This is a genomic window from Nocardia miyunensis NBRC 108239 (assembly GCF_001613065.1).
Taxonomy (GTDB): domain Bacteria; phylum Actinomycetota; class Actinomycetes; order Mycobacteriales; family Mycobacteriaceae; genus Nocardia; species Nocardia miyunensis.
Window position 1 is genome coordinate 1 of record NZ_BDBQ01000112.1, and the last position, 17,020, is coordinate 17,020.

General features: G+C 68.5%; 15 protein-coding genes and 1 pseudogene. 8 read left to right on the forward strand and 8 right to left on the reverse strand.

Features of this window, described 5'->3' with window-relative positions:
- Positions 1-191, forward strand: a pseudogene (locus NM2_RS50490) (PPA1309 family protein); the annotation flags it as partial.
- Between the two features lie 339 nt (positions 192-530).
- Here NM2_RS50490 and NM2_RS40890 read toward each other — a convergent pair.
- The gene (locus NM2_RS40890) at positions 531-1,556 is read right to left on the reverse strand and encodes a YlbL family protein (RefSeq protein ID WP_218026092.1); all 1,026 of its coding nucleotides are present in this window, start codon (positions 1,554-1,556) and stop codon (positions 531-533) included.
- Between the two features lie 50 nt (positions 1,557-1,606).
- Between NM2_RS40890 and NM2_RS40895 the strand changes: the two genes are divergently transcribed.
- Positions 1,607-3,016, forward strand: coding sequence for a zinc-dependent metalloprotease (locus NM2_RS40895; protein ID WP_067681441.1), 1,410 nt, complete (start codon positions 1,607-1,609; stop codon positions 3,014-3,016).
- A gap of 203 nt (positions 3,017-3,219) precedes the next feature.
- Here NM2_RS40895 and NM2_RS40900 read toward each other — a convergent pair whose 3' ends face one another.
- The gene (locus NM2_RS40900) at positions 3,220-4,665 is read right to left on the reverse strand and encodes a carboxylesterase/lipase family protein (protein WP_067681517.1); all 1,446 of its coding nucleotides are present in this window, start codon (positions 4,663-4,665) and stop codon (positions 3,220-3,222) included.
- 802 nt (positions 4,666-5,467) lie between these two features.
- Here NM2_RS40900 and NM2_RS40905 point away from each other — a divergent pair.
- Positions 5,468-6,634, forward strand: a complete 1,167-nt coding sequence (locus tag NM2_RS40905) for a hypothetical protein (protein ID WP_245718477.1) — start codon at positions 5,468-5,470, stop codon at positions 6,632-6,634.
- An 11-nt stretch (positions 6,635-6,645) separates the two neighbouring features.
- On the opposite strand, the gene NM2_RS40910 is transcribed toward NM2_RS40905, so the two are convergent.
- Positions 6,646-7,218 carry a TetR/AcrR family transcriptional regulator gene (locus NM2_RS40910; protein ID WP_067681453.1) on the reverse strand — a complete coding sequence of 191 codons (573 nt, stop codon included), beginning with the start codon at positions 7,216-7,218 and terminating at the stop codon, positions 6,646-6,648.
- 73 nt (positions 7,219-7,291) lie between these two features.
- Here NM2_RS40910 and NM2_RS40915 point away from each other — a divergent pair, with 73 nt between their 5' ends.
- The gene (locus tag NM2_RS40915) at positions 7,292-7,978 is read left to right on the forward strand and encodes an SDR family oxidoreductase (protein WP_067681456.1); all 687 of its coding nucleotides are present in this window, start codon (positions 7,292-7,294) and stop codon (positions 7,976-7,978) included.
- A 177-nt stretch (positions 7,979-8,155) separates the two neighbouring features.
- A complete protein-coding gene (locus tag NM2_RS40920) occupies positions 8,156-9,499 on the forward strand; it encodes an ABC1 kinase family protein (RefSeq protein ID WP_067681459.1) in 1,344 nt (447 codons plus the stop codon).
- A gap of 87 nt (positions 9,500-9,586) precedes the next feature.
- Here the strand turns inward: NM2_RS40920 and NM2_RS40925 are convergent, their stop codons facing one another.
- The 3 genes from NM2_RS40925 to NM2_RS40935 all read right to left on the reverse strand — a co-directional run bounded on the left by NM2_RS40925 (position 9,587) and on the right by NM2_RS40935 (position 12,680).
- Complete coding sequence (locus NM2_RS40925; protein ID WP_084532065.1) at positions 9,587-9,871, reverse strand: WhiB family transcriptional regulator; 285 nt, start codon at positions 9,869-9,871, stop codon at positions 9,587-9,589.
- A gap of 176 nt (positions 9,872-10,047) precedes the next feature.
- On the reverse strand, positions 10,048-10,368 hold the full coding sequence (locus NM2_RS40930; RefSeq protein ID WP_067681464.1) for a hypothetical protein: 321 nt from the start codon (positions 10,366-10,368) through the stop codon (positions 10,048-10,050).
- A 173-nt stretch (positions 10,369-10,541) separates the two neighbouring features.
- Positions 10,542-12,680, reverse strand: a complete 2,139-nt coding sequence (locus NM2_RS40935; RefSeq protein ID WP_169816335.1) for an ATP-dependent DNA helicase UvrD2 — start codon at positions 12,678-12,680, stop codon at positions 10,542-10,544.
- A gap of 238 nt (positions 12,681-12,918) precedes the next feature.
- Between NM2_RS40935 and NM2_RS40940 the strand changes: the two genes are divergently transcribed.
- Both NM2_RS40940 and NM2_RS40945 read left to right on the forward strand, forming a co-directional pair.
- Positions 12,919-13,941 (forward strand): DUF4189 domain-containing protein, encoded by a 1,023-nt coding sequence (locus NM2_RS40940; RefSeq protein WP_067681470.1) that lies wholly within the window; start codon positions 12,919-12,921, stop codon positions 13,939-13,941.
- A gap of 111 nt (positions 13,942-14,052) precedes the next feature.
- Entirely contained in the window at positions 14,053-14,304 is a 252-nt protein-coding gene (locus NM2_RS40945) for a mycoredoxin (RefSeq protein ID WP_067681473.1), read from the forward strand.
- A 97-nt stretch (positions 14,305-14,401) separates the two neighbouring features.
- On the opposite strand, the gene nudC is transcribed toward NM2_RS40945, so the two are convergent.
- Positions 14,402-15,325 carry an NAD(+) diphosphatase gene (nudC, locus tag NM2_RS40950; protein ID WP_067681476.1) on the reverse strand — a complete coding sequence of 308 codons (924 nt, stop codon included), beginning with the start codon at positions 15,323-15,325 and terminating at the stop codon, positions 14,402-14,404.
- A gap of 116 nt (positions 15,326-15,441) precedes the next feature.
- Complete coding sequence (locus NM2_RS40955; protein ID WP_067681479.1) at positions 15,442-16,503, reverse strand: potassium channel family protein; 1,062 nt, start codon at positions 16,501-16,503, stop codon at positions 15,442-15,444.
- Between the two features lie 97 nt (positions 16,504-16,600).
- Between NM2_RS40955 and NM2_RS40960 the strand changes: the two genes are divergently transcribed.
- Positions 16,601-16,990, forward strand: coding sequence for a DoxX family protein (locus NM2_RS40960; RefSeq protein ID WP_067681482.1), 390 nt, complete (start codon positions 16,601-16,603; stop codon positions 16,988-16,990).
- The last annotated feature ends 30 nt before the right edge of the window (positions 16,991-17,020 follow it).

Below are 17,020 nucleotides of genomic sequence, written 5' to 3' on the forward strand. Positions count from 1 at the left end.
GCCGCGACGCGCGCCTGTTCGCCGGTGTCCTGCGCGACGGCGTCTCGCTGTGCCTGCTGCAGGTCCGTCCCGACGAGGAGGACGAGGAAGACCCCTTCGGCAACGACATCAACCTGCGCACCGCCCCCAACCTCGCCCCCAACCTGATCGAAGCTCTCGCCCACACCCTCGAGAACGAGAGCGAGAACTAACTGTATTTTCGGCCTCCGTCTGTATTTTCGGCCTCCGTATTTCGGCCTCCGCTTCGCTCCGGCGGGTTTTTCGGCGCCCGAATGGCTCGTCGTTCAGCCCTCGAGACTCGGGCTCCGCCCATGCGCTTCGAGGGCTGAACGACGAGCCGCGCCGAAAAACATCGGAGTTGGCGTTGCCGGCCTGACAGTTCCAGCCGCACAGGGACGCTTCGCCGCTGGGCACGTCCGAAGTGGGTGCGTCGGGATTCGCGTCGCCCCGCTCGCCTGCGCCTGGAAGCGCCGATTTCGGGGTAGCGGCCCGGGGTGATTCCGGCTGACGGAGCGGGGCCGAAGATACAGCTAACCGCAGCTGGGGGTGGGCTTACCGGCGTTGAGGTCGTTCAAGGCGGTGACGGCCGTGGTGAGGGTGTCGACCTTGATCAGTTGCAGCCCCTTCGGGGTGCGCTGACGGGCCTCGTTGCAGTTGTCGGCGGGAACCAGGAAGGTCTGCGCGCCGGCGTCGTGGGCGGCGATCATCTTGTACTGGATGCCGCCGATCGCGCCGACCTTGCCGTCCGGATCGATGGTGCCGGTGCCCGCGATGAACTTGCCGCCGTTGAGTTTTCCGGTGCTGAGCTTGTCCACCAGGCCGAGACTGAACATCAGCCCGGCCGACGGGCCGCCGATATCGGCCAGATTGAAGTCGACCTGGATCGGGCCCTGGGCGACCTCGGTCGGTGTCACGCCGAGGTAGCCCTTGACCGAATCATCCGGGCGCGCGGCGAGTTTCACCTCGACGGTCTGCTCGACGCCGCCGCGGCGCAGCACGATCGGCACCACCGCGCCCGGCTTCGCAGCCTGAATCGCGCTGACCACATCCGCGGAGCCGGCGACGGGTTTGCCGCTGATGCTGACGATCTGATCGCCCTTGTTCAGCAGCCCCTTGGCCGGGCCGTTGTCCGCGATGCCGCCGACCTGCACATCGGTCGGATATTTCAGGAAGTGCAGCGCGGCCAGCTCCGCGTTGTCCTCGGAATTCTTGAAGTCCTGTTGATTGGACTTGTCGACTTGGTCACGCGGCACGCCCGGCGGGTAGACCTCCGCACGCGGCACCAGACCGTAGTTCCCGTCGGCCCACAGCCCGAACGCCTCGAAGATATTCAGCCCGTCGCGAACGGACACGGTGGTCATATTGAGATTTCCGGAGGTCGGATTCACCGTCGCGCCACGCACGTCGACGACCTGTTTGCCCTCCACCACCCCCAGCGTGTTGAAGGTGGGACCAGGGCCGAGTGCGACGAAGGGCACCGTCACGGCGCTGCCGACGATACCGAGCACCAGAACGGGTATCAGGGCGGCCAACAGGGTGAGGATCCGACGATTCACCCGGCCCACAGTAGCGGCTCCCGTTCTCGCACCCGCGTAGCCTTGGGGGCATGAGCGACGTGCCCTTCGGATTCTCGAACCGCGATGACGACGACGACCGCAAACGCGGCGACGAGCGCGGCGGCGCCGGGGCCAACAACCCGTTCGAATTCGCCATGGGCGGTTCGGGCGCGGCCTTCGATCCGTCGCAGCTCGGACAGATGCTGACCTCGCTTGGGCAGATGTTCTCCAATATGGGTCAGCCCGGTTCGGCTCAGGACGGCCCGGTGAACTACGACATCGCCAAACGCCTGGCGCGCCAGCAACTCGGCGCGAGTGTGCCGCCGGTGTCCGCGGGCTCGCAGAGCGCGGTGACCGATGCGGCGCATCTGGCCGAACTATGGCTCGACGCGGCCACCACGTTCCCGGCCGGCGCGACCCGGACCGTGGCCTGGACGGCCAACGACTGGATCGAGCAGACGCTGCCGACCTGGAAGCGGCTGTGCGACCCGGTGGCCGAACAGGTCTCGGGCATGTGGACCACGACGATGCCGCAGGAGGCACGGGAGTTCGCCGGTCCGATGCTCGGCATGCTCGGGCAGATGGGCGGGCTGGCGTTCGGCTCGCAGCTCGGTCAGGCCCTCGGCCAGCTCGCCGGAGAGGTGCTGACCTCCACCGATATCGGCCTGCCGCTGGGCCCGGACGGCACCGCGGCGCTGCTGCCCGCGGCGATCACCGAGTTCAGCAAGGGGCTCGAGCGCCCCGAGAGCGAGATCCTGGTCTACCTGGCCGCCCGCGAGGCCGCCCACCAGCGGTTGTTCGCCCATGTGCCGTGGCTGCGCCAGCAGGTGCTCGGCGCGGTCGAGGACTACGCGCGGGGTATCCGGATGGATTTCTCGGCCATCGAGGAGGCCGCGCAGGGCATCGACCCGATGATGCTGGCCGATCCGGCCAAACTCGAGGAGTTGCTCTCGCAGGGCACGTTCGAGCCGCAGACCACGCCGGAGCAGAAGGCCGCGCTCGAACGTCTGGAGACGATGCTCGCGCTGATCGAGGGCTGGGTTCAGGTCGTCGTCGGCGAAGCGGTCGGTGATCGGCTGCCCGGTGCGGGCGCCCTGGCCGAGACCCTGCGCCGTCGTCGCGCGACCGGTGGCCCGGCCGAGCAGACCTTCGCGACGCTGGTCGGTCTGGAGCTGCGCCCCCGCAAGCTGCGCGAGGCGGCCGAACTGTGGCGGCGGCTGACCAGCGACGCCGGGACGCAGGCCCGCGACGCGGTCTGGGCACATCCGGACCTGCTGCCCAGCTCGACGGACCTGGACAATCCGGCCGGTTTCATCGACGGCGTGATCGGCGGCGGCACAGGCGAATTCGATGATCCGCTCGCCCAGCTACTGGCCGAGACCGAGGCGCAGGAGCGTCAGGAGCGCGAAGGTAAGGCCGACAAGCCCGAGGGCGACGACGAGGACGGCACCGCACAGTAGCCGACCGCTCACGGCCCCGTAGTGGATCGCAGCGCCCGGCGGCTCTGCGGTCCACCAGTTCGTCGGATCACGCGGGCGACCTCGGTCGTACACCACGAATCGGGCGGGCCGCCGTAGGACGCTGAGTCATCAATGCCTCGCCCGCTCGGGCGATGGTCGAATCAAGTTGGCGCACGGCCGAATCGACGTGCTCGGAAGCTGTTTCAGCGCAACCAGAGCGGGCGTTGGGCGGCGAAGGGGTCGGTCGCGACGTAGGACGCGTCGTTCCAGGTCATCACCTGCCGTGTGGCCGGGGTGTAGCGCGGCCACTCCGGCCCCGGATCGCCGTCGCGCACGAATGACACCCAGGCCGAATGCATTTCGCTGGCCAGGGCTTGCGGCGGATTGTCGCCTTCGACCGCGGTGACGCCTTTCGCGTCCAGTAGGTCGAAGGCGAACGGGATGTCGAGGCAATGCGCGGCGACGCCGTGGTAGCCGCCGGAAGCCGTTGACGTACGGTCGAATTCGTACAGCCAGGTCGGCCGACCGCGCCGGGCGTGATCCTCGGCGAGCTTGTAGGACGGGCCCCGAATGATCAGATCGCTGACGATCTGGCCGACCAGCTGCGCGGCGGTGGCGCTGGGATATGCCGCGCGATAACCCTTCTCGGTGATCGCATCGATCCTCATCCGAGCCAGTGCGGCGGGGGCGGTCGCATCGGTCACCTTCGCCGAACCCATGGTGAACTCGTGTCGGGTGAATCCGAGGAGCAGCGGAATTTCGGCACTGTGTCCCGAAACCAGTGTCTGCGTTGCGGATTCGGGGATGAGTGCGCCGTCGGCGATCGGAGCCAGTTGCAGCACAGCGGGATCGGTACCGCCCGGGCCCGGCTTGGGCACCATGTTCTGCAGCTTGTGCAGACGTTCCCGGGACAGATCCCGCAGTGCCGCAACGGTTGTGGGCACGCCGGTCCGCTTCGTGAACGCCGCGGCGCCCGCAACGGCGCTCGCGTGATCGTTCGGCTGGGCGACCACGCCGGATTGGCATATTCCGGCGCGGAACAGCGAACGCGCGGACGGTGTCGCCATGAGCGCCCACACCGCGCCGCCGCCCGCGGACTGGCCGGCCACGGTCACCTTCGCCGGATCACCGCCGAACGCGGCGATATTGTCCCGGACCCAGGTCAGTCCAGCGATCCAGTCCAGGACCGCACGGTTGTCCGGCGCGCCGTCCACGTGCAGGAAGCCCTCGATGCCGAGCCGGTAGCCGAGCGATACCAGCACCACGCCGTCGCGGTTGAACGCCGAACCGTCGTACCAGGGGCTGGCCGGAGAGCCGCCGACGAAGCCGCCGCCGTGAATCCACACCAGCACAGGCAGTTTCGCGTCCGGTGACGGATCGGGGGTGAAGACGTTCAGGTTCAGGTAGTCCACGCCCGCGATACTCGGCTCGGGAATCGTGGTCACCGCAGCGACCGGGTGCAGCTGCGCGGTGGGCCCGTACGCGGTGCAGTCCCGGACCTCGGTCCACGGCGCGGGCGGTATCGGCGCGGCGAACCGCAGATCCCCGACCGGCGGCTGCGCGTACGGAATGCCCAGGAAGGCGAATCCGGTCGATCGGCGGACCCCGCGCACCGGCCCGAGCGCGGTACGGACGGTATCGTGCGGCATCGAATCAGAATGCCGGTTCGAACAGGCCGCCGCCAACACCAGGGCGCCCGCCCCGAATATCAGGGATCGGCGAGTGAGTCGGTCCGCGGGCACGGCGACCGAGCCTAGCGCGAACCTCGCACCGAGTGGCCGACCGGCACCGCCCCGGCGGCCGATCCCACCCGGCAACTCGCATGTGACGCGATTCACTTAGCGTCGAGGATGGGCTCACCACCATGCGGACCCTGGCCAGCGACAACCGGCCGGGCGATCGCGTCCGGAGGCGGCAGCACCACCATGGGCCAGATCCGATACCACCACCTGCGCGAACACACCGAAACACACGGCGCACGGCCACGGTGCACCAGGCTCTGCGCGAAACCATGAGATGTGACCACCGCGGACCGGGGACAACCGCCATGGGCGAGGTCCGACCTGGCCCCCTGCTCGAAGTACACCACGTGACATGCACGGGGTGCGGTTGTGCCGAACGGGGCGAATACGCCGCGGCGCGTGGCGCTTTCCGGACCGGTGCGTCCGTCGACGCTTGGGGGCGAATCGAATCGGTCGAAGCCGTCATTTCGGGATGTGCAAGGGGGTGGTGAAAAACTTTGGGTTCCTGGGGATATCGCGTGGGGCCGCGGCGATGCGGGACAGGGGTGAGCGGGGTGGGGACACGGGGTCGTCCTGGGTGAATGTCCTGTGGATCAGTGGTCGATTCTGTGGATAACCAGGGGTTTTCGTGGTCTCGACGCGAGCCTGCGTCGCGACACTGGTGCGCATGAACGTCTTTCGCCCACGTGGACCGATGTTGCATCCGCGAGTGACAGTGCTGCGGCGTCCGTCGGGAACGGTGCAGCTGGGCTGGGATCCCGAGCACGCCGTGGTGCTCGAGCCGCCGGGGGTCGCCGCCGATACCGTGGCGGAATTCCTGCGGATGCTGGACGGGCTGCGCAGTCATCCGCACATCGTCTGGCAGGCCGACGGTTTGGGAATCGCCGTCGACGAAACGTTGCGGATGCTGGCCGAACTCGATGCCGCCGGACTGCTCGTCCACCCGAGATCCCGGCCCGCGCAGGTGCACCGGATCCACGTGCACGGACGCGGGCCGCTGTCCGAGGCCGTCGCCACGGGCGTGCGGCGCCTCGGCCTGCGCCCGTCCCGTTCGCGCGAATATCCCATGACCACCGCGGCATCGAGCTGGTCCGCGGACGTCGTGGTCCTGGCCGACACCCTCGTCCCGGACCCGATCCTGGTGAACGACCTTGTGCTGTACCGGATTCCACACCTACAGGTGCGCATGCGCGACGGACGCGGCATAGTCGGCCCCCTGGTGCTGCCCGGCGGCACGAGCTGCCTGCGCTGCGCGGATCTGACCAGGGGCGATCTCGATCCGGAGTGGCCGCATCTGGCCGCGCAGCTGCTGGGCCGGATCGGGCACGGTTCCGCCGCCGCGATCACCGCGACCACCGCACTGGTCCTGCGCGATCTCGAGGCCGTGGTCGAGTGCGCGCCCGAACGCCCGCCCCGAACCCTCGACACCACACTGGAATTGGATCCCGACACCCACCGCATCGCCCGACGCCACTGGCCGATCCACCCCGCCTGCGGCTGCCGCCTACTCCACGCCCCGACCTCGCCGGACCGAACTACCAGGGACGATGCCCTTGACCGCACTCTCGGCTCCACTTCCACTCCCACTCCCACTCCCACTCCCACTCCCGCCCTCGGCACTGGCACTGGCACTGGCACTGGCACTGGCACTGGCACTGGCACTGGCACTGGCACTGGCACTGGCACTGGCACTGGCACTGGCACTGGCACTGGCACTGGCACTGGCACTGAGGACCGTGCCACCGCAGACGACCACACTGCCCCGGAACAGCCGCCCGCCGGTAGCCCCGCAGTCCGGCAGGGTCCCGCAGTCCACCCTCCGCGCATCGGCACCTGTTCGGCACGCACCCGCGACAGCCGAGTCGGAACGCCGTGAGCGCATCGGATTCAGCGCACGGCCCGCACCACGAGTTCGGCCAGGCGGCGTCCGGCCTCGTCGTCCAGCGGTGCGTGGTCCAGCAGCAACCGGTACCAGAGCACGCCGTAGACGACGTCGATCAGCAACTCCGGATCGATACCGGACGCGATCTCCCCGCGCGCCACCGCACGATCCAGGATCTGCCGCAGCGCCGCCCGGCGGCCGAACAGGAACCGATCCCGGAACGCCTGCGCGAACACCGGATCCAGCAGCGCCTGGGCCATCAGCCCGACCAGCACCGGTCGCTGTCCGCGCTGCCGGAACGTCGCGGACAGGAAGGCCAGCAGATCCTCGGGCAGCGACCCTTCATCGGGTATCGCGATGGCGTCGGATGCCTCCTCGAGCAATGCGTCGAGCACCACATCGGCCTTGGACGGCCACCAGCGATAGATCGTCTGCTTGCCGGCGCCCGCGCGGGCCGCGATGCCCTCGACCGTCAGCGCCGCGTACCCGTTCTCGCGCAGTTCGGCGGTGGCCGCCGCCAGGATCGCGCGACGCCGGTCCTCACTGCGTGGCCGCCCCAGCGGCTTGTCACTCACCATTCCCACACTTTACAAGACGCTGCGGTTCGAAATACTATCGAGACGCCACGTATTGGAAAGAAGGAGACGCGCAATGCGCATCGTGATCATGGGCGGGACCTCCGGTATCGGACTCGCCGCCGCGAACCGGCTCACCGCCGCCGGGCACGAGGTGACCGTGACCGGCCGCGACCCGGAAAAGTTGGCCCGAGTCAAGGAGCTGGTGCACGCCGCGGAATCGGTGGACGGCACCGACGAGGAGCAGGTCCGAGCATTCTTCGACCGGATCGGCGACATCGACCACCTGGTGCTGGCCTTCAGCCCGGGGGCCAGAGGTATCGGCCCGATCCGCGATATCGACCTCGCGGACCTGCGCGCCGGATTCGACGGCAAACTGTTCGCCTACCTGCACGCGATCCAGCGCGCCCGAGTGAGCGGATCGATCACCATGGTGTCGGCCTCCTCGGCCCGCGCGGCCCTGCCGGGGACGGTCACCTTCGCCGCGGTCAACGGCGCGATCGAGCGCGTCGTGTCCCCGCTCGCGGCCGAACTCGCTCCGATCCGGGTCAACGCGGTGTCCCCCGGCGTGGTGGATACACCGTGGTGGGCGTTCCTGCCGCCCGATCAGCGTGCGGCCCAGTTCACCTCGGCCGGACAGCAGATACCCGCCGGCCGCGTCGGCACCGGAGCCGATGTCGCCGCCGCCATCGCCTACCTCGTCGACGCCGACTACGTGACCGGCTCGATCCTGCCCGTCGACGGCGGATTCACCGTCGCGTGAGAAGCGTCACCCCGCCCGCGACGGCCGCCGCGCAGGATTTCGGCGGTGGGCGGGCGAGGACAGAGCAGTCGACCGGGCGAAAGACAGCGCCCCGAAGCGACTGTGACACAGGCCACGTGCAGGTCTTTTAGCCAATTCTCATGGCACTGCGCGCGGTTGGTCGGGAATGATGGGGATGTGTCTGAGATTGTGAGCCGCCGCTCCTCCCGCAATGCCAAGCTGGCCAAGATTCCGCTGGGTATCGCGGGTCGCGCGGCCGTGGGATTCGGTCGCAAGCTCGCCGGGGGCGACAGGCAGGAGATCAATGCGGAGCTGAATCAGAAGGCCGCCGAACAGCTGTTCTCCGTTCTGGGGGAACTCAAGGGCGGGGCAATGAAATTCGGACAGGCGCTGTCGGTGATGGAGGCCGCGGTGCCGGAGGAGTTCGGCGAGCACTACCGCGACGCGCTGACCCGGCTACAGGCCGCCGCGCCCCCGATGCCCGCGAATGCCGTGCACCGCATGCTCGATCAGCAGCTCGGCACCGCATGGCGGCAGCGCTTCAAGGAGTTCGACGACGTACCGGCCGCCTCGGCGAGTATCGGCCAGGTGCATCGGGCGGTGTGGTCCGACGGCCGGGTCGTCGCGGTGAAGGTGCAGTATCCCGGCGCGGACGAAGCGCTCCGAGCGGATCTGAAAACCCTCAACCGGATGGCCGGAATGATGGGTTCGGTCATTCCCGGCGCGGATGTGAAACCGATCCTCGCCGAGATCACCGAGCGCACCGAGGAAGAACTCGACTACCGGCGCGAGGCGGCGAATCAACGTCAGTTCGCCAAGGCCTTCGACGGCCATCCGCGATTCGCGGTGCCCAAGGTTGTGGCGAGCGCGCCGAAGGTGATCGTCACCGAATGGCTCGATGCCACACCGGTTTCCAAGATCATCAAGCGCGGGGCCGAGGACCCCGCGGGCACCGTCGAGCTGCGCAACACCGTGGGCGCGCTGATGGGCGAATTCCACTTCTCCTCCCCCGCGATCGTCGGTCTGCTGCACGCCGATCCGCATCCGGGCAATTTCATGATGCTGCCGGACGGCCGGTTGTCCGTGATCGACTACGGCGCCTGCGCACCGCTGCCGGACGGATTTTCGCCGCTGCTGGGGCAGATGGTCGCCATGGCGGTGGACGATCGATTCGACGAGCTGACCACCCTGATGTACGACAACGGCTGGGTCATCCCGGGCCGCACGGTCACTCATCAGGAGATCGCGGATTATCTGCGGCCGTTCACCGATCCGATCCGGACCGAGTCCTTCCATTTCACGCGCAAGTGGATGCAGCGCGTCGCGGGCAAGGCCACCGATATCAACCGGCCGGAGATGAAAACCGGTATGGCACTGCAACTTCCGGCCGAACATCTGATGGTGTTCCGGGTGCTGGCCGGATCCATCGGGATCTGCGCACAACTCGACGCCGAGATCCCGTTCATGAAGCTGATGCAGGACTGGGTGCCCGGTTACATCGAACACCGTTCCGCCAGTTGATAATTCACCCCGCATACAGATAAGGGCGAGCCCCGCATCTCCGGTCGAGATGCGGGGCTCGGTGCCGTCCCCCGTGAGTCGTCCGGCTCACGCCAGAGCGACCTTGCGCGGGCGGCCACGGGGCCGCTTGCGGGCGATCACAACTCCCTGGTCGAAGATCTCGCCGCCCCAGACGCCCCAGGGCTCAGCACGATCCAGGGCGGCACTCAGGCAGCCCTTGCGGATCGGGCAGGAAGCGCACAGTGCCTTCGCCTCCTCCAGTTGCGCCGGGCTCTCGGCGAACCACAGGTCGGGGTTGCCGACCCGGCAGGGCAGGGTCAGCGAGACTCCCCGGGTCCGGGAAGCCGGGGCCACGGGTGTACGGCATGTCACGCGAAATGCGGTCGCGGTGGACACGTCTTGCTCCTTCAGCTCGTGCAGCGGTCATATGTTGTGGAAGCAACTGCGTTGTCTTCCGCGAAACCGGGGCCGGTGGCTGAGAGCCGGTAAAACAATGGCCACGGTTTCGCTTCGCGCGATCCGTGGCCAGAGGCTGTGGGAAGTTTTCCCTACCTGAGTCGACTTCGGTGTCGACTCCTGATCACGGTCGCTGGGTGGGCCTGGCGGAGGTGGAATGCCTGCAGCAGATATGCCGCCATGGGTGCGGCATCGGCTGCGTCGGCTCCGGCATCGGTGAATGCCGGGCGCCAACCCCGCTCGAGCTTGTCCGTTTCGATTTCACGCTGCGGCGCTTGCAATTCGGCACCGAAAACGCTTGCAACGGAATGCCCGGTCCCCTGCATGGCGAGGACCCCCCGGGAGACGGACGCACCCGGAATCACCGACACGGCAATGCCGTTCGGGGCGATGTCGTTCGCGATTCCGTTCATTTCGTCTGCCTCCCTCCATAACTCGTTGTCCGTCGGATGTACTGTGCGCGCGGGGAGTATCCTCCCGTTGCTCGCAATCCACCCTACGGGCGTCTTACATAGCCGCACAACCCATTTTTCACCTGCAGTTTCAGGGGCTTGCCGCCGCGCGCGGGACGTGGTTTCGTTGGCGGTTACCGCGCTGCCATCCGGGAGCGCACGATCGCCAGCAACTCCGGGCCGAACTGATCCCGGCGCTGCTGTCCCATCCCGGGAACCGAGGCCAGCGCATCGTCCGTTGTCGGCCACTGTTCCGCGATCGCGGTCAGGATGTTGACGCTGAGCACCGCGAACGGTTTGATCTCCAACTCCAGCGCCTTGTCCCGCCGCCAGTCCTGCAGCGCGGCCAGCAGCACCGAATCCACCTCGCCGGGACATCCCGCACACCGCCCGAGCAGGGTGTCGCGGGAGGCGAGCAGGGAACGGCCGCACACGCGGCAGACCGGCAGCCGCTTGGTGCGCTCGGTGCGGCGGGCCACCAGGGAGGCCGGGGAATCCTCGGGGACCAGGCCGTTGAGGAAGCGGCTGCGGCGGCGCGAGCTGCGTCCGCCCTCATTGCGGGCAAGCGCCCAGGTCAGCCGCAGATGTTCGCGGGCGCGGGTGACGCCCACGTAGAGCAACCGGCGTTCCTCCTCGAGCGCCGCCTCGTCGGCGACCGCGCCGCCCTCACCCAGGACGTGCGAGATCGGCAGGGTGCCGTCGGCGAGGCCGACCAGGAAGACCGCATCCCATTCCAGCCCCTTGGCCGCGTGCAGCGAGGCCAGGGTGACGCCCTGCACCGTGGGTGGATGGCGGGCCTCGGCGCGGGCGGCGAGTTCACGCAGCAGACCCGGCAGGCCCAGTTCCGGATCGGCCTCGGTGAGTTCCTCGGTGAGGCGGACCAGCGCGTTCAACGAGGCCCAGCGTTCGCGGGCCTGCGCACCGCTGGGTTCGATAGCGGTCAGGCCCAGCCGGGACAGCGCCGCGCGCACCAGCGTGATCAGCTCCGGGCCGCGAGCGTCGGGGAGATCGTCGCGAGATGCGTTCTGGCGCAACGCCTGTACCGCCTGGCGGACCTCCGCGCGTTGGAAGAAACCCTCACCCCCGCGCACCTGATACGGAATGCCCGCCTCGGTCAGCGCCTGCTCGTATGCCTCGGACTGGGCGTTGATCCGGTACAGCACGGCGATCTCCGCGGCCGCGACGCCCTTGCCCAGCAGCCGGGCGATGGCCTTGGCGACGCCGACCGCCTCCGCGGGCTCGTGCTCGTATTCGCCGAAGGTCGGTTCCGGGCCGTCGGCTCGCTGGCCGATCAGTTGCAGGCGGGTGCCCGCGATCCGGCCGTGGGCCGCACCGATCACCCGGTTCGCCAGCGCCACCACCTGCGGGGTCGATCGGTAGTCGCGTTCGAGGCGGACCACCGTCGCGTCCGGGAAGCGGCGGGAGAAATCCAGCAGATAGCTCGGGCTCGCGCCGGTGAAGGAATAGATGGTCTGATTCGCGTCGCCGACGACGGTCAGATCGTCGCGGCCACCCAGCCAGGCGTCCAGCACGCGCTGCTGCAACGGCGTGACGTCCTGATATTCGTCGACGACGAAACACCGGTAGCGACCGCGGAACTCCTCGGCGACAGCCGCGTAGTCCTCGAGTGCGGCCGCGGTGTGCAGCAGCAGATCGTCGAAGTCCAGCAGCATGCCCTCGGGCGTGGTCTTGAGCGATTCGTAGCCGGTGTAGACCTCCGCGACCCGCTGCGGATCGTACGGCGTCTCCCGGCGATGCCGGGCCGCGGCCGCGGCGTAATCCTCGGGAGCGATCAAAGATGCTTTGGCCCACTCGATTTCGCCGAGCAGATCGCGCACGCTCTCGGTCGCGGTGGACAGTCCGACCCGGTTCGCGGCCTGCGCGACGATCGGGAATTTGCCGTCCACCAGACGCCACGGCACCTCGCCGACCACCTGCGGCCAGAAGTACCGCAGCTGACGCAGGGCCGCGGCGTGAAAAGTGCGGGCCTGCACCGTATTCGCCGCGCCGCCCAGGCCCAGCGCGCGCAACCGCCCGCGCAGTTCACCGGCCGCACGCGCGGTGAACGTGACGGCCAGCACCTGATCGGCCCGCACGTGACCGGCCGAGACGAGATGCGCGATGCGATGGGTGATCGTGCGGGTCTTACCGGTGCCCGCGCCCGCCAGCACACACACCGGGCCGCGCGGCGCCCGGACGGCCGCCGCCTGCTCGGGGTCGAGTCCGTCGAGCGGGCGGCCGGGCGAAGTGGGCGGAGCGGACACGCGCTCCATCATGACAGCGCGGTCCGACAGATTCCGCCGGGCACCGCTCGTGCGGGGGCCGAAAATGTTCTGGCATGCCGATTTCGCTGGTGGCACACTACATTCATCGCGCACGCGACCGTCAGCCGGGCGTGCGCTACAGTGACGAGCCGATGTGGGCTCGAGAGTACAGAGGGGGGTGTCCTGCGGTGGTATCGACGACGGTGCGTCACCTTCCCCTCGCGAACAGCACCAAGGCGGTCGACCGGTGAGTTATCCCCCGCAGCCACCTCAGCCGGGCCAACCGGACGACGAGGCGGCCAAGCCCACGATCCACTACTCGGGTCCGCCGAATCAGGCGCCGGGCCAGCCCGCACCGGGTGCCGCGTACCCGCCTCCCGGACAGTCCTCGCCGCACAACCCGACCCAGCCGATCTACCCGCCCGCCGGAGGGTCCGCGGCGGACAACCCGACCCAGCAACTCGGCCAATCCTCACCGGGTATTCCGTATCCGCCCGGTCAGGCCACTCCGATGTACTCGGGCCAGCAGCAGCCGTACACCGCACCGCCGCAGCCCTACACCCCCGCACAGCCGTACACCGGACCGGCTCAGCCCTATGCGGGTGATCAGGGTTATCCACAGGGTCAGTACCCCTCCGGCCCGGCGTATCCGCAGCAGTACTCCGCCGAACAGCAGTACCCGCCGACCCAGGGCTATCCGCCCGGTCAGGTCCCTCCCGGGCAGATTCCGCCCTACGGAACCGGCGGGGCGAGCGGTTCCGGCGGCGGGGGCACCAATATTCCGCTGGTCATCGCCGCGATCGTGGTGGCCCTGATCATCGTCGGCGTCGGCGGATACTTCCTGCTGCGCCCGCATCACAGCGACGACAACGTCGCGACCGGGACCTCCACCACGACGTCGGAGTCGTCGGAGACCGAGACCACCACGACCGAACCCGAGACGACCACCACCACCGAGGCCGCGCCCGCCGACGAGTGGATCGCCGCAACCTACAACTCCGACACCCATCAGGTCTCGTGGGCCAAGAGTTCGACCGGCTCCGACGATGCCAGCTCCCGCGCACAATCCCAGTGCGGCAACAACTGTCAGCCCGCCACCTGGGCGAAGAACGGCTGCGTCGCGATCGCCGTCGGCGAGCGCGACGGCTGGGCCGGATCCTGGGGCTCCACCGCGTCGGAGGCCGAATCCAAGGCCATCTCCTCGGCGCAGACGAACTTCAAGGTGACCGGACCGTTCCACACCTGGTCCAAGTGCGCCACCGACAGCTGACCGGGCGGCTACCGATCGCGTAGCCGCCGCGGGCCCCGGGCGAATTCGGCGGCCCACCTCGGTCACAACCCCGCCGGGAACACGGCCGACCCGCACGATGTTGAATGAGCCGTGACTGCAACTGACCTGACCATGTACTCCACGACCTGGTGTGGCTACTGCCGCCGCCTCGAGAAGCAACTCGACGAGGCAGGTATCACCTACACCAAGGTCGATATCGAACAGGATCCCGCGGCGGCCGAATTCGTCGGCAGCGTCAACGGCGGCAACCACGTCGTGCCGACCATCAAGTACAGCGACGGATCCACCGCCACCAACCCCAGCCTGGTCCAGGTCAAGCAGGCCCTGGCTGCCATCGCCTGATCAGTTCGCGAGACCGGCCGATCCGATCGGCCGGTCCGGATTCACCAAACGTCGACGCCAGGCCTCGGTTCGCGGCCGGAGCGAAGCGGAGGCAAATTTACGCTGCCCAGGATTCGACGATGCTGCGAGCGATGGAGATCGAACCGGGCAGCAGCAGGCGATGCTCGTCCGCACCGGCGGTCGTCGTCCCGGTCACCGAACCCCACGCGCCCGCGGCCAGTGCGGTGCGCACCTCGTCGCGGGTGAACCAGTGCGCCTCGGTGATCTCGCCGTCGGAGAAGACCAACGGCTGGTCGGGATCGGCCAGTGCGGCGAAACCCAGCATCAGCGAACGCGGCAGCGGCCACGGCTGACTGCCCAGATAGCGGATGTCGCGGACGTCGAGGCCGACCTCCTCGCGGATCTCCCGCTGCACACACCGTTCCAGTGACTCCCCCGCCTCCACGAAACCCGCCAGGATCGAGAACATCCGCTCCGGCCAGGTGTGCTGACGGGCCAGCAGAACTCGGTCGCCGCCGTCGTGGACGAGGCAGATCACAGCCGGATCGATGCGCGGGAACTCCTCGTGCCCGGCCTCGTCGAGACGCGACCAGCCACCCTTGACCGGTGTGGTCGCGGTGCCGTCGACGGCGCTGAACCGGGCTCGATCGTGCCAATTCAACAGTGCCAGTGCACTTGTCAGCACACCGAGGGTGGCGTCGTCCAGTTCCACCGGGCCCATGCCGACCGCGCGCAGATCCATCAGCTGCCCGTCGATGGTGTTGTCGCGCACCGCCCAGATGTGGCCGCCGTCGTCACCGAGGAACACCGCCTCCGGAACCGGCTCGGCCGCCAGCGAAGTCGCCGATTCCAGCAGCACCGTCGCCCCGTCGATACGAACCTGACCGCGCCGGTTCATCCGCAACAGCCGCGCGGTGGCCCAGCCCTGTTTCAACGCCTGTTCGTCCGAACGCAACTCCTCGGCGCGATCGAGTCCGGAACGGGACAGCAGAGGAACTTCATTCAATTCGAAACCAGCCACCCGTCGAGCCTATCCGCCGCACACGACGAGCCTCGAGAGGGCAGCGAACACCTCGGCATACATCCCGCGTACACCGCGCGCGAACGAGCCGGGCGCGGCCGCGGAGACCGGGCCGCCTACTTGTGCGCGCGGTGGATGTACAGGATTTTGTCGCCGGCCTCCAGCGCGTCCACCTCGGGCTCGTCGGCGCGAATGAGGCGGTCCTCGCGCACCACGCCGAGTACGGTGTCGCGCAGGTGGCGCGGTGAACCGCCGATCTCGTCGGTCTCGACCTCGCGTTCGGCGACCGCGAAACCGATCTCCGGGGTGAGCAGATCCTCGATCATGTCGACCACGCTCGGGGTCATGGTGGCGACGCCGAGGAGGCGGCCGGCCGTCTCCGAGGAGACCACGACCGAATCCGCGCCGGACTGACGCAGCAGATGCGCGTTCTCCGACTCGCGGATCGACGCGACGATCTTGGCCGTCTTGTTCAGCTCGCGCGCGGTGAGCGTGACCAGAACCGCGGTGTCGTCGCGATTGGCGGCGACCACCACCGAGTCCGCGTGCTGAACTCCGGCCAGCCGCAACACATCCGAGCGGGTGGCCGAGCCGGTCACCGTCACCAGGCCCGCGTTCGAGGCGGCCTCGAGCGCCGCCGGATCGACGTCGACGACCACGATCTGCGCGGCGGGTACGCCGTCGCCGAGAATCGCGTCCACCGCGGTGCGGCCCTTGGTCCCGTATCCGACGACCACGGTGTGATTGCGCACCCTGTGCCTCCATCGCTGAATCTTGAACGCCTGCCGGGATCGATCGGTCAGAACCTGCAGGGTGGTGCCGACCAGCACGATCAGGAAGAGGATGCGCAGCGGCGTGATGACTATCGTATTGATCAACCGCGCGTGCGCGGTATAGGGCGTGATGTCGCCGTAGCCCGTGGTCGACAGCGAGACCGTCGAGTAGTACGCCGCGTCCAGCAGGGACAGCTCGGTGCCGCGGTTGTCGTGATAACCGTCGCGGTCGATGTACACCACCGCGGTCGCGAGCACCAGCAGCCCGAGTGCCAGCAGTACCCGGCGCACCAGCGCGGACCAGGGACTGGACTGCAGTTCCGGGATGCGCAGGATGCCGACGAGTTTGTAGTCGGGTCTGTCGTTGAGCCGCGGTACCCCGGGCGAGGGCTGCTCACCGAACATCGAACTCACCGTTCCCTCGCGTGCGCCACACGCACCGCAGCGTACCGTCCGAAGACCCACTCGACGGGATCGGCGCACGGATGAAAGGCTGGTCGGCATGAGTGAGCACTCCTCGACGCGGCCCACCCGCCTGTACCTGCTGACAGCGCTGCTGTTCGGCGCCGGCACACTGCATTTCGTCGTGCCGAAACCGTTCGACTCGATCGTGCCCGGAGCCCTGCCCGGCAAGGCCCGCACGTACACCTACCTGTCCGGCGTCGCCGAGATCCTGGTGGGCCTGGCGCTGGCCCTGCCGCGCACCCGCCGCTTCGGCGGGCTGCTCGCCGCGGCCCTGTTCATCGCGGTCTTCCCGGCCAACGTGAAATTCACCGTCGACTCCCTGGGCAACCCGAAGGCCGCCCTGCCGGTCAAGGTCGTCTCGGTACTCCGCCTGCCCGTGCAGATCCCGCTGATCACCACCGCCCTGAAGATCCGCCGCGCGGCCTGAGCCCGCGAGCCGAACCGCCGGGGGGCATGC